The 12,560-nt window shown below is 66.3% G+C and carries 10 protein-coding genes; 8 read left to right on the top strand and 2 right to left on the bottom strand.

Annotated features, from left to right (window positions below; translation table 11 throughout):
* The first annotated feature begins 10 nt into the window (after positions 1-10).
* From G6N42_RS18965 to G6N42_RS18935, 7 genes are read left to right on the top strand one after another with little or no spacing between them, the layout of a single operon-like run.
* Positions 11-1,132: a GNAT family N-acetyltransferase gene (locus tag G6N42_RS18965; protein ID WP_163731339.1), complete on the top strand. Its 1,122-nt coding sequence runs from the start codon at positions 11-13 to the stop codon at positions 1,130-1,132.
* Positions 1,129-2,097, top strand: coding sequence for a glycosyltransferase family 2 protein (locus G6N42_RS18960; protein WP_163731337.1), 969 nt, complete (start codon positions 1,129-1,131; stop codon positions 2,095-2,097). Before G6N42_RS18965 ends, G6N42_RS18960 begins: the two co-directional genes overlap by 4 nt.
* Positions 2,094-2,897, top strand: a complete 804-nt coding sequence (locus G6N42_RS18955; protein WP_163731335.1) for a polysaccharide deacetylase family protein — start codon at positions 2,094-2,096, stop codon at positions 2,895-2,897. The genes G6N42_RS18960 and G6N42_RS18955 overlap by 4 nt, the downstream gene beginning before the upstream one ends.
* Positions 2,884-4,305: a lipopolysaccharide biosynthesis protein gene (locus G6N42_RS18950; protein ID WP_232076191.1), complete on the top strand. Its 1,422-nt coding sequence runs from the start codon at positions 2,884-2,886 to the stop codon at positions 4,303-4,305. Before G6N42_RS18955 ends, G6N42_RS18950 begins: the two co-directional genes overlap by 14 nt.
* Positions 4,302-6,539 carry an NAD(P)(+) transhydrogenase (Re/Si-specific) subunit beta gene (locus tag G6N42_RS18945; RefSeq protein WP_163731333.1) on the top strand — a complete coding sequence of 746 codons (2,238 nt, stop codon included), beginning with the start codon at positions 4,302-4,304 and terminating at the stop codon, positions 6,537-6,539. Before G6N42_RS18950 ends, G6N42_RS18945 begins: the two co-directional genes overlap by 4 nt.
* Positions 6,539-7,825, top strand: a complete 1,287-nt coding sequence (locus tag G6N42_RS18940; RefSeq protein ID WP_163731331.1) for a carboxylate--amine ligase — start codon at positions 6,539-6,541, stop codon at positions 7,823-7,825. Before G6N42_RS18945 ends, G6N42_RS18940 begins: the two co-directional genes overlap by 1 nt.
* Positions 7,804-9,138, top strand: a complete 1,335-nt coding sequence (locus G6N42_RS18935) for a GH39 family glycosyl hydrolase (protein WP_163731329.1) — start codon at positions 7,804-7,806, stop codon at positions 9,136-9,138. Before G6N42_RS18940 ends, G6N42_RS18935 begins: the two co-directional genes overlap by 22 nt.
* Before the next feature lie 5 nt (positions 9,139-9,143).
* On the opposite strand, the gene G6N42_RS18930 is transcribed toward G6N42_RS18935, so the two are convergent.
* A complete protein-coding gene (locus G6N42_RS18930; RefSeq protein ID WP_163731326.1) occupies positions 9,144-10,004 on the bottom strand; it encodes a MaoC family dehydratase in 861 nt (286 codons plus the stop codon).
* Positions 10,005-10,007: 3 nt separating this feature from the next.
* On the bottom strand, positions 10,008-11,690 hold the full coding sequence (kstD, locus tag G6N42_RS18925) for a 3-oxosteroid 1-dehydrogenase (RefSeq protein WP_163731323.1): 1,683 nt from the start codon (positions 11,688-11,690) through the stop codon (positions 10,008-10,010).
* A 73-nt stretch (positions 11,691-11,763) separates the two neighbouring features.
* Here kstD and G6N42_RS18920 point away from each other — a divergent pair, with 73 nt between their 5' ends.
* Positions 11,764-12,549 (top strand): 2-keto-4-pentenoate hydratase, encoded by a 786-nt coding sequence (locus tag G6N42_RS18920; RefSeq protein WP_163731320.1) that lies wholly within the window; start codon positions 11,764-11,766, stop codon positions 12,547-12,549.
* Positions 12,550-12,560: the final 11 nt, after the last annotated feature.

The following is a 12,560-nucleotide window of genomic DNA, read 5'->3' as shown; positions in this document are numbered from 1 at the left end:
GCAGACGGGCATGAAGACAACGGTCATCCCCGCGGCTGAGTTGGGCGCCGCCGAGTCCGCCATCTGGCGGTCGTTTCAGCGGGTGCAGCCCGAACTGGGCAGTCCGTACATGAGTCCTGAACTGGCGGTCGTCGCGGGCGGAGTGCGACCGGGAACGCGTGTCGCGATCCTCGAGGACGCGGGCGAAATCGTCGGCTTCTTTCCGTTCGAGCGCAAGGCTCTGGGCTACGGGCTACCGGTGGCGCCAGGCCTCGCCGGATGTCAGGGTGTGGTGCACGCACCCGACGCGGTTTGGAACGCGCACGAACTGCTACGGGAGTGTGGCCTCGGCGTGTGGGAGTTCGATCACCTCGTCGACGGCCAGAAGCCTTTCGAACGCTTCCAGGTGCTTCGCGCCAAGGCGCCGATCATCGACCTGAGCGACGGTTCGGCGGCTGTGCTGGCCGTCCTGCGGCGACGGTCGACGAGAGTGGCGAAGAAGTTGCCGAAGGAGCGGCGTCGGCTCGAACGGGACTTCGGCCCACTGCGTTTCGAATTCGAGGTGACCGATCCGGACAGACTTCAGATGCTGATGGCGTGGAAGTCTGATCAGTACAGGGCGACCGGGCGTGCCGACCAGTTTTCGCGCCCCTGGGTTCGGAGCCTCGTCACCGACCTGTTCGACCTGCGATCACCGCATTTCTCACTCGTCCTTTCAGTGCTGTACGCCGGTGACCACCCGGTCGCCGCCGACGCATATCTGCGCCGCGGCGGCGTCATGTCCGGCTGGTTCACGGCCTATGACCCCGAATTCGCCAGGTACTCGCCAGGGCTGCTGCTCCGCCTCGCGCTCATCGAGCAGGCCTCGGCGCAGGGCGTTCGCCGCATCGAATTGGGCCGTGGCACATACGAACACAAAGAGTTGTTCAAGACGAGCGATCTGATCGTGGGCGAGGGCAAGGTGCTGCGACCGTCCGCGGGTGCGGCGCTGTACTACGCGGGCCGCGCCCCGTTGCGGAACCTGCGTCAATCAGTAATGGCCTCACCGAGGCTCTATCGGTCAGCCGACGCAGTGTTGCGTAGCTACGGCCGCGTCCATTCCGCGCTGACCGTGCCGGCCCACGCGGCCGATTCGAGGAGAGGTTCCAAATGACACCCACGGCGTCAGGGCGCCCACTCACCATGTCGGTGGTGATCTGTGCCTACACGTTCGATCGATGGGACGACGTGCTCGCCGCCGTCAGGTCGGTGGTGACCCAGACCACGCGGCCCGACGAGATCGTGGTCGTCGTCGACCACAACCCCGAACTTCACGAGCGACTGCGTGCGGCTTTGCCTGCCGCCACGGTCGTCGAAAACCGGTACCAACGAGGGCTTTCGGGCGGGAAGAACACCGGCGTCGAGGTGACGACCGGTGACGTTGTGGTCTTCCTCGACGACGATGCGGTGGCTCACCCCGATTGGCTGGTGCATCTGCGCGACGCGTACACCGACGACAACATCGTCGGTGTCGGCGGAACCACGCTTCCGCTGTGGGATTCCGATCGGCCGCGGTGGTTTCCCGCGGAGTTCGACTGGGTGCTCGGATGCACTTTCACTGGTAGGGATCCCGGTCCGGTTCGCAACCTCTTGGGCGGCAACGCCTCGTTCCGCCGTGAGGTGTTTTCGGTCGCCGGCGGCTTCCCGACCGACATCGGGCGGACGTCGGAGCAGAGTCGTCCGCTGGGGTGTGAAGAGACGGAGTTCTGCATCCGGGTGAACCAGCACCGGCCCGAGTGGACGTTCGTCTTCGAACCCCGTGCGGTGATCTGGCATCGGGTACCGCACGCCCGGGAGCAGTTCGCCTACTTCCGTTCCCGGTGCTACGCCGAGGGTCTGTCGAAGGCAGCAGTCACGCGCAGTGTTGGTGTCGCCGAGGGGCTTTCGGCTGAGCGCAGGTACACCGCGCGCACCCTCACCCGCGGTGTGGCGAAGGGGCTGGGCGATGCGCTGCGCGGCGATGCGGGCGGTATCGAACGCGCCTATGCGATCACGGTCGGACTGCTCACCACCGCGGCGGGCTATCTGCGGGGCGGCGCGGCACGCCGTCGGCGGCCGACCGTAGGGGCCTCCCGATGACCGAAGCCTCGATCAAGTCGATCCCGATTCTGATGTACCACTCCGTCGCGGATGAACCGCCTGCTGCGACGCGACGGCTTGCGGTTCTTCCCGGGTCGTTCGAACTCCAGGTTTCTTACTTGGCCAACAACGGCTTCACCGGGCTCACGTTCTCGGATCTTGCCGACGCGTTCCGGACCGGTGCCGCCCTGCCGGAGCGGCCGGTGGTGCTGACGTTCGACGACGGCTATGCCGATTTCGCGAGTGAGGCCTGGCCCATCTTGCGGCGTCACCGGTTCCCGGCGACCGTGTTCGTCACGACCGGTTGGGTCGCCGACGCCGGGCCCGACGCCGCGGGCGAACCGCTCGACAGGATGATGAGCTGGGCGCAGATCGCCGGGCTCTCGGAGGCAGGTATCGAGATGGCCGCGCACACCCACAGCCATCCCCAGCTCGATCAGCTCGGTGATGCCGAGCTGCGCCACGAACTGGGCCGCAGCCGCGCGCTGCTCGAGGATGCCATCAATGCTCCGGTTCGCGCCCTGGCGTACCCGTACGGCTACTCGAGCACGCGGGTACGGCTGGCAGCTCGATCGGCCGGCTACCGGTTCGCCGCCTCGGTGCGGAACGTGCGCGCGACCCCGTCCGACGATCTGTTCACCCTCCCTCGCCTGACCGTCCGGCGATCCACCAACCTGCCCGCGTTCGCCGACATCGTCGAGGGCGTCCACGTGTTCCGGCGTGACCGGCTGCTGACGGCAGGCTATGCGTGTGTCCGCGGCGCGCGGCGGGCCGCAAGGCAGGTGCTTGGCATTGCATGAGCTCGAGAAGCGGGCGCCAACCGACGTCGTCGTGACGGCGACGCGCCCCAGATCTCGCCACCGCGTTCACGACATCGGGCGCGGCGGTGAGCACTTCCACCGCAACGCCAGTGCGCTGATCCTGAACACGGGGATCTCGGGCGGTTTGGGGATGGCGTTCTGGTTTTTGGCGGCGCGCCACTACAGCGATCCCGACGTCGGTCGCGGATCGGCCGTGATCTCCGCGTTGATGATGTTGGCCGGCTTGATCGCGGTCAACGCAGCGGGCACCGTGAACCGTTTCATTCCCAAGGCCGGACGACATACGACCGCCGTCGTGGCCTGGGCGCACATTCTCACGGTGACTGTGATCGCGGTGCTCGCCCTGGCGTTTCTCGGCACCCTCGAATGGTGGGGGCCGTCATTCGACCTCCTTCGCTCACCAGAGATGGCGCTGTGGTTCTGCATCGCCGCGGTCGCCGTCAGCGTCATCACCATTCAGGAGAACGTGCTGACTGCGCTGCGGGCGTCGATCTGGGTGCCGGTTGCCAACGCCCTGTTCGGTGTCGGCAAGGTCGTGTTGCTGGTGGTGCTGGCGGCGACGTTCCCCAGGTCCGGTGTCTTCTTCGCCTGGGTCATCCCGATGATCGTCGTCATGGTCCCGTTGACCCTGCTGATCTTCGGCTGGCTCGTGCCTCGGCACATCCGGACCTACGCGCACGTCTTCGATGTGACCCGTGCGGAGATCGGCCGGTTCTTTGCCGCTGACTACCTGGGCGCGCTGTTCCTCTTCGGAACGATCTTCCTCGTACCGGTCCTCGTCGCCACCCGCGTCGAGCCGCACACCTACGCGTACTTCTACGTGGCATGGTCACTGGCCGGGGTGATGAGCGTCGTCGGCAACAACATGGCGACGTCGCTTGCCGTGGAGGGTGTGTACGACGCCCCGCGGCTGGCGGAGAACTGCCGCTCCGCCCTCAGCCGGGGGTTGTTCCTGCTGCTTGTCGGCGCAGTCGCGGTGAGTCTCATCGCTCCCTACGGCCTGGGGTTGCTCGGGGCCGGGTACGTCGATGCGGTTCCGCTCCTGCAGCTGCTCGCGTTCGCCACCCTGCCGAGGGCGATCGTCGACATCTACATCGGGGTGCTGCGCGCCCGCGGTGACGGCGTGCAGATCGCCCGGCTGCAGGCCCTGCGCGGCGTGCTCGTGATGGGTGTCGTCGTCACCATCCTCTACTTCGTCGACGAACCGTTCGGCATCCACACCATCACGGCGGTCGGCGTCGCCGTGCTGGTCGGCCAACTCATCGCGATGCTGGTGGCTTTGCCAGGGCTGGCGCAGTTGCTGGGGTGGCGCCCCGATGACCGGGTCATGGCCAATGTGTCGATCACCTCGGCCGAGCGGATCACGCTTCTGGCAGACCGCTCATGACCGCGACACTCCTCGATCGGCCCCCGGCCGATCTGACCTCAGCCGCGCCGGAACTCGATTGGCCGCCGGCCAACCGCGGCGGACGTCACCGGCTGCCTGCACATCTGCCACCGGTCGACCTCTCCGAGCTCGACCTGGTCTCGGCCACGCCGCGACGGGCCGGAGGGAGCGGCGGACGGCACCGTGCCCCCCGGCCAGGTAGTGGCCATATCCTGGCGGTTACTACCCTGTGCCTGTTGACCCTGGGTGCGGTCGCGTTGTGCGCGATGCAGCTGCACACCGTCGACCTCGCGGTCATGAACGGCCTGGGGCTGATCTCAGTGCTGCCGGTCACGATGTTCGTCGGCGTCGTGCTGCTCAACGTCGGCTTCATCGGAGCTCTCTCACTGCAGCGGCGCTACACGTGGCTGTTGGGCATCCAACTCGTGCTGTTCGTGGTGCTGTTGCACGGCATCACTACCGTGCTCGAATCTCAGCCGCGCTTTCCGATCAGCTGGATCCATGCCGGCTTCGTCGAGTTCATCGATCGCACCGGCACGACGGCGCCTGGGCTGGACGCCCGCTGGTCGTGGCCGGGCTTCTTCGCGCTGGCGGCGTCCCTGGTTGGTTCGGGCGACCGGGAGGCACTGACGCCGATCCTCACCTTCACGCCCGTGGTGAGCAATCTGCTGTACCTGGTGGCGTTCGCGCTGTTGCTGGGCGCGCTGAAGATGTCGTGGCAAGCGAAGTGGTTGGCCGCGTGGTTGTTCTGTGTGCTCAACTGGATCGGGCAGGACTACTTCTCGCCGCAGGGCTGGACGCTGCTGCTCTATCTGTTGTTCGTCGGTCTGCTGGTCACATGGTTCCGCGCCCCGGTCACCCCCAGGGCCACTACCCACCGACGGATCGCCCGCGCGGGCCGGATCTGGCGCCGGGCATGGGGCGATCCGACGTCGGGTGAGGCCCCGCCGCGGATGGCCAGGCCCGCCGAACGCGTCGTGCTGCTCGCGGTCATCGTCGGTCTGTTCGCCGCGGCGACGGTCAGCCATCAGCTCTCTCCGTTCGCCATGCTGATGAGCGCTGCCGGACTGGTGCTGGCGCGCCGGTGCACGCTCACCGGGCTACCGGTGCTGCTCGGCGTGATCCTGGTCGCCTGGATCAGCTACCTGACCTACCCCTACTGGTCGGGTCACCTCGGTGTGATCGTGGGCAGCGTCGGGGATGTCAACGGAACCGTGTCGGCCAACGTCGTCACGCGAACGTCGCACAGCAGCGAGGAACATCAGCTCGTCCTCTATGCCCGGATCGCCACCACGTTGCTGCTATTCGCGATGGCGGCGTGGGGTCTGCTGCGCCGGCGGCGTCGCCGCATCGAGGACCGCGTGCTCCTGGTCCTCATCGTTGTTCCGGTACTGCTCGTGCTCCTGCAGAGTTACGGCGGCGAGATCGCCATGCGCGTCTATCTCTTCTCGCTCGCACCCGCTTGCGTGCTGGCCGCGCTGGCGTTCTTCCCCCACCCGAGCGCGCGGCCCTCGATGTTGGCACGCGCCGCGGCAGCCGTGTGCACCCTGGGCTTGCTCTTCTCGTTCTTCCTCACCCGCTACGGCAACGAGCAGTTCGAGCAGATCACCGACGAGACTGTCGCGACGGTGGAATCGATCTACGAACAGATGCCCGCGGGCGGGCACTTCCTGTTCGTCAGCGGTCCACCCACTCGTGGTGACACCCCGTTCATGCCATTGGGCTACCGCGACGTCGAGAAAGTCAGCCTCACCAACACCGAAGCGCCCGGCGACCCGTCCGACGTGTCGGGAGTGCTCGCGCGGCTGAGGGAGCAAGGACCGGGGACGTACCTGATCACCACCAAGGGGCAGGAGGACTACCTCAGCTACGGTGAGGGTTTCGCGGTGGATTGGGGACCACGGTTCCGGCAAGCGCTCAGCGCGGCGCCAGGGATGCGCATTGTGCTCGACAACCCGGACGCGACCGTTTACACGCTGGATCACGGTGCCTCGCACGAGCCGGTCCCCTATGAACCGCCGGCCACCGGAATCGAGGTGGGCAAGACCGAGTGGACCGCGATCGGCCTGGTCTTCCTGGTCCTGCTGCTGGGCATCCTCGGGGTGCGTGAAGCAATGAGCGCGCGGCTCGGGCCGGCCGCCGGCCGCCTGTTGCGTCCACTGACCATTGCGGCGATACCACTGCTGATCGGGTTCGCGCTGGTCGTCCTCGAGCGATTCATGTCGGTGATCTGATGCGGCATCGGACCACGCTCTCACCGCTCCACGTCGACCGGTCGGTACCTGCGCTCGTCGTCAAGGTCGGCCAGTACTCGTGGCATCACGGCGGCGTCGGAGCGATCCGCAGCCTCGGCCGACTCGGCATTCCGGTGTACGCCGTGACCGAGGATCGATGGACACCGGCGGCGGTGTCGCGCTACCTGACGGACCGTTTCGTTTGGCGTACCACCGGACTCGAGGACCCGACATGGCTCATCGCGGAGCTGCTCGACATCGGACGGCGGATCGGCCGGCCGACCGTGCTGGTCCCGACCGACGACGAGATAGCGGTCCTCATCGCCGAACACGCCGCCGATCTCCGCGGTGCGTTCCTCATTCCGGATATCGAGCCGATGCTGCCCCGCCGTCTCGCCAGCAAGCGCGGGCTGTATGAACTGTGCAGTGAGCATGGCGTGCCGACGCCCTGGGCGGCGTTCCCGACGAATCCCGATGAGCTCGACCGGATTGCGGCGCAAGCGTCGTTCCCGTTGGTCGTGAAGAATCTCGAGGCGTTCGAGCGACACCGCGCGCGAGCCGTGGCGGGCACCACGGTGATCCGCAATGCCGCCGAGCTGCGAGCCCTCGCTCGCGGGTGGGGCGAGGAATTCAGTGTCGTCCTGCAGGACTATCTGCCCACCGGTGACGCCGAAGACTGGATCGTCAACGCGTATTGCGACGCATCGGCGACGTGCCTAGTGCAGTTCACCGGGGTCAAGGTGCGATCGTTGCCACCGCACGCCGGCATGACCTCGTCCGCCTGCTCGTTGCCCAACCCCACCCTCGTCGAGATGACGGCGCACTTGGTGAAACGCGTCGGCTATCGGGGGGCGGTCGATCTGGACTGGCGCTACGACCCGCGCGACGGCCGGTACAAGCTGCTCGACTTCAACCCCAGGGTCGGCGCCCAGTTCCGGTTGTTCGAGACCGATGAGGGAATCGACGTGGTGCGCGCGCTGCACATGGATCTCACCGGATGCGACGTGCCCCCCTCCAACCAGGTCGACGGGAGGCGCTTGGTCGTCGAGAACTTCGACGTGCCTGCGATGCTCGCCTACCGCGTCCGGGGGTATGCCACACCGCCGGAAGCTGCCCAGGCCGGAAATGTCGAGTTGGCATGGCTGGCCAGAGACGACCTAAAGCCGTTCTTCGTCATGCTCGCCCGGTTCATCCCGCAGGCGCTCGGGGGCCTCGTTGCGCTCTGGCGCGCCCGCCGTCGAAGGACTGGAAAGAAGGAAATCCCATGGGCCGCGTCATCCGAGTAGTTCTGGTGGCGGTCGCCGCGCTGCTCGTCACGGCGGTCACGCTGGCCGCGTCCCTTCCATACGTCTTCGACGAGGGTGATGGCGACAGCGCATGGCCGGGTTGGGGATTCACCCACACTCAGTTCAGCGCCGACGACGGCGAGCCCGCGGCCGTCGACACGATTGCCGACGCGCTCAAGGCGGGGCCCCCGATGTTGCAGTCCCAGCACATCATGGGATGGGGGGTCGACAATCCAGAACCCGCGCCGGGACAGTACAACTTCGCCGATCTCGACCTGCGCATGGATTTCATCCAGCGCACCGGCGGCGTGCCGGTGATTGTGCTGTGCTGCTCACCGGACTGGATGAAGGGCGGTGAAGAAGGGGAAACCGATTGGGACAACCTCGAGGTTGCGCCGCTACCCGAGCATTTCGCCGACTTCGCCGCGCTCAGCAAGAAGGTGGCCCAACGCTACCCCTACGTGCGGCATTTCGTTGTGTGGAACGAGTTCAAAGGCTTCTTCGACGACGAACGCAAGCGTTGGCGCGCTGAGGATTACACCGACCTCTACAACGCCGTCTACGACGCGGTGAAAGAAGCCAATCCGGAGAACCAGGTCGGCGGACCGTACCTCGACTTCGCCAGCCTGCCGCCGAATTCACCTGATGCCTCCGAAGAGCTGCACGGCGCTTGGGGTGCGGTGGATCAGCGCGTTCTCGATGCCTTCACCTACTGGAACCAGCACCGCAAAGGTGCCGACTTCGTCGTGGTGGACGGACACGCCACCACCACGACCGGGGCTTCCAACGAGTTCGCGGCGCTAGAGGAGTTCGGTGCCGTCGGGGCCTGGCTGCAGAAGCAGACCGATCTGCCGATCTGGTGGACGGAATGGTACGTGGATCCGGCGTCACTGGATTTTCCACCGGAACACCAAGTGGCGCTGCGAGTTTCGGCCATGATCGAGCTCGCCAGCACCGGGGCGCAGACAGTCCTCTACTGGAATCCGTATCCGAAGGGGGCGGATTGCGCCATCTGCCTGTGGACCGATACCTGGAAGCCTGACGGAGGGCAACCGCTGCCCTTTCTCACCGATGTCATCGAGCGCTTCGTCCGCGAGTTTCCGCCCGATGTCGAGCGGCGAAAGGTGCCCGCCGCCGATGGCCTGGTTGCGCTGGAAGCGGGTCGGACGCTGCTGGTCGTCAACATCACCGACGCACCGATCAGCGCCACAGTCCACCGTCAGCAGATCGAGATGTCGCCGTACGAAGTCAAGTGGGTGACGCTGCCGCGCTGGGTGGAAGCCCTCGATTGGGTCGACGACACGTTCGGCTGATCGAGCTAGGCAGGGACGAACTCCACGCCCGCCAGTGCCACCGCGTTGTCACGCTCGGGCGCGGTGACGACGGCGGTGAAACCGTCACCCTCTTTCCAGACGCTGGCCAACAGCGTCTCGCCGGGAAACACCACGCCCGCGAACCGGGCGCCGTAGCTGCCGACCCGGGCGGTGTCGCCGTCGAGCAAGGTGTCGACCATCGCCTTGCAGGTCATGCCGTAGGTACACAGACCATGCAGGATCGGCCTCGGAAAGCCTGCGGCGGCTGCGAATTCGGGATCCGAATGTAGCGGATTGCGGTCACCGCACATGCGGTATAGCAGTGCCTGTTGCGGCGACACCGCGATCGATATCTCGAAGTCCGCGGCGCGCTGCGGCGGTTCCGACGACGTGGACGGGCCGCGTTCGCCGCCGAAGCCGCCCTCGCCGCGAGCGAAGATCGACCGCTTCTGCTTCCACAAGACGTTGCCGTCCGGCGTGGAAACCGTGGTCTCCGACCAGATCACCGCGGCCTTGCCCTTGTCCCAGATGTCGGTGAACCGGGTGACGGCGACGCCGGTGCCCGACGGCGGGATCGGCCCTGGCGCAGAAACCGCTTCGCTGGCGTGCAGCACCTTCGAAAGCTCGATGTCGATACCGGGGAAATGAACGGTGGGTGGTTCGGTCAGGTGGAAGCTTTGCGCCACGTTGGCGAACGTCGGCAACACCTGTGGGGTGCCATCGGTGAGGTACCGCAGTTCGCGCTGGTCCATCGGGTCGCCGCCCGCGCCGAGGGCGAGGTGGTAGAGCTGGATATCGCTACTGGTCCAGGAGAATTCAGCGGGCGGAAGCTCGGCGCCCAGCGCCTCGTCGAGATTGATGGGCATGTGTTAGCTCTTTCCCGCAATGTGCAGTGCTGCCAGGTATCCGAATGTCATCGCGGGGCCGATCGTCCCGCCCGGTCCTGGATAGGTGTGTCCCATGACCGGCGAGCTGACGTTACCCGCCGCGTAGAGACCCTCGATGATCGAACCGTCGTCGCGCAGCGCACGCCCGTGGATGTCCGTACGGACGCCACCCTTGGTGCCCAGGTCGCCTGGCACCATCTTGGCCGCGTAGAACGGCGCCTGCTTGATCTCACCGAGGTTGGGATTCGGCTTGTTCGTCGGATCGCCGTAGTAACGGTCGTATGCGCTCTCGCCGCGCTGGAAGTCCTCGTCCTTGCCGGACCGTGCGAAGCCGTTGAAGCGTTCGATCGTCGCGGTCAGCGCATCGACGGACAACCCCGTCTTCTCGGCCAGCTCCGCAATGGTGTCGGCCTTGACGATGACGCCGGACTCCATCCACTTCTTGGGAATGCGCTGCCCTGGTTGCAATCCCGCGAAGATGTAGCGGTCGCGGTATGTCTGGTCGAAGACCAGCCACGCCGGGATGTTCTCGCCGGGACCGGGGCCCTGGCCGTACTGACCGCCGTACATGTGGTGGCAGGCCTCGACGTAGGGCATCGACTCGTTCATGAACCGCTTTCCGGCCATGTTCACGATGATCGACCCGGGGGAGTTGCGTTCGGACAGCGCGAACCACGGTGCGTCCACCAGCGGAACCGTCGGCCCCCACCAGGCGTCTTCCATGATCTCCAGTGCGGCGCCAAGCTTCTCGGCCGCCAGGATTCCGTCACCGGTGTTCGCCTTCGCGCCGACCGTCCACTCGGTGGTGATCGGGGCGCGCTGGTACTTCACGCGCATCTGCTCGTTGTGCTCGAAACCGCCCGACCCGAGTATGACGGCTTTGCGGGCCCGGATGAGTTGCGGCTCGGTCGATTCCGGAGCATTGGTGTCTCGGACGTAGATACCGCGCACCACACCGTCCTCGACATAGAGGTCGGTCAGCGCGGTGTTCAACTGGACCGGCACGCCCACCTTCTGCAGGCCGATGCGCAACGGCGCGATCAGCGCGCGGCCCATGCCGACGAGGTTCTTGCGCCTGGCGTTCGCCCACACCGAGCGCACGCCGACCTTCACGCTGCGCAGCAGCCCGCGCGGGTGGCGCTTCATCTGGTTCAGCCGCACGTAGTCCTGCTGCATCACCACCATGTTCAGCGGCACCTTGCCGTAGGGCGGCTCGAGGCCCTTCTCGTCGGGCCCGAGCTTGCGGGCGTCGAACGGCTTGGGCTCAATCGAGCGTCCCGCGGCCCGCCCGCCCGGTGTCTCGGGGTAGTAGTCGGAGTAGCCCGGCACCCAGCACATCTTCAGCGGCGAGTTCTTGAGCACGAACGACAACATCTCGGGCCCACGCTGCAGATAGGTGTCGATCTTCTCCGCGGGCACGACATCGCCGATGATCGCGTGCAGGTAGGTCCGCGCCGCTGCCGGGCTGTCTTGGACCCCGTCACGCTTGAGGACCTCGTTGTTTGGGATCCACACGCCGCCACCTGACCGCGCAGTGGAACCGCCATAGTGCGGAGCCTTCTCGACGACTACTGTGGAAAGTCCCTGGTGGGCGGCGGTGAGGGCGGCAACCATGCCGGCGGCGCCGCTTCCCACGACGACGACGTCATACTCCTGACCAGTCATGTAGAACACGTTATAGAATTGCCCGGCCTTACAACAACTGCGCCGGTCGAACAAACGAGGGGACTTCGCAAATATGCTCAGCGCCCAGGTGCGTGAACAGCTCGCCGCCGACCTGGCCGAGGCGGAACGCAGCCGCGTGCCCATCACCCCGCTGACCGACGCGCACGCCGACATCGATGTGGTCGATGCCTACGAGATCCAGCTGATCAACATCCGCCAGCGGGTCGCCGAAGGCGCTCGGGTGATCGGTCACAAGGTCGGCCTCTCGTCGGAGGCCATGCAGAAGATGATGAACGTCGACGAACCCGACTACGGGCACCTTCTCGACGAGATGCAGGTCTACGAGGACCGCAAGGTGCCCTCGGCGAACTACCTCTACCCACGGGTGGAGGTCGAGGTCGGCTTCATCCTCGCCGACGACCTGCCCGGTGCCGGATGCACCGAGGACGACGTGCTGGCGGCGACGGCGGCGTTCGCCCCCGCGATCGAGTTGATCGACACCCGCATCACCGACTGGAAGATCAAGCTCTGCGACACGATCGCCGATAACGCGTCGTCGGCGGGCTGGGTGCTCGGTGAGGCCAGGGTGTCGCCGAAGGACATCGACATCCGCAACATCGACGCCGTGCTCACCAACAACGGCGAGGTCGTCGCGGAGGGCCGCAGTGATGCGGTGCTCGGCAACCCGGTCACCGCGGTGGCGTGGCTCGCGCGCAAAGTCGAGGGCTTCGGGGTCCGGTTGAAGGCCGGCGACATCGTGCTGCCGGGGTCGTGCACGCGTGCGATAGATGCACCGCCCGGCAGCAATTTCGTCGCCGACTTCGCCGGGTTAGGTTCAGTCCACCTGAGTTTCGAATAACTAGGAGCACC

Source organism: Mycobacterium gallinarum (genome assembly GCF_010726765.1).
Lineage (GTDB): Bacteria > Actinomycetota > Actinomycetes > Mycobacteriales > Mycobacteriaceae > Mycobacterium > Mycobacterium gallinarum.
Note: the sequence above shows the minus strand (reverse complement) of the source record. Positions and strands in the feature narration are given on the sequence as shown.

Excerpts from the sequence above, each read along its gene's own strand:
- G6N42_RS18965 (WP_163731339.1), top strand. The coding sequence starts at position 11 with ATGAAGACAACGGTCATCCCCGCGGCTGAGTTGGGCGCCGCCGAGTCC.
- G6N42_RS18960 (WP_163731337.1), top strand. The coding sequence starts at position 1,129 with ATGACACCCACGGCGTCAGGGCGCCCACTCACCATGTCGGTGGTGATC.
- G6N42_RS18955 (WP_163731335.1), top strand. The coding sequence starts at position 2,094 with ATGACCGAAGCCTCGATCAAGTCGATCCCGATTCTGATGTACCACTCC.
- G6N42_RS18945 (WP_163731333.1), top strand. The coding sequence starts at position 4,302 with ATGACCGCGACACTCCTCGATCGGCCCCCGGCCGATCTGACCTCAGCC.
- G6N42_RS18940 (WP_163731331.1), top strand. The coding sequence starts at position 6,539 with ATGCGGCATCGGACCACGCTCTCACCGCTCCACGTCGACCGGTCGGTA.
- G6N42_RS18935 (WP_163731329.1), top strand. The coding sequence starts at position 7,804 with ATGGGCCGCGTCATCCGAGTAGTTCTGGTGGCGGTCGCCGCGCTGCTC.
- G6N42_RS18930 (WP_163731326.1), bottom strand. The coding sequence starts at position 10,004 with ATGCCCATCAATCTCGACGAGGCGCTGGGCGCCGAGCTTCCGCCCGCT.
- kstD (WP_163731323.1), bottom strand. The coding sequence starts at position 11,690 with ATGACTGGTCAGGAGTATGACGTCGTCGTCGTGGGAAGCGGCGCCGCC.
- G6N42_RS18920 (WP_163731320.1), top strand. The coding sequence starts at position 11,764 with ATGCTCAGCGCCCAGGTGCGTGAACAGCTCGCCGCCGACCTGGCCGAG.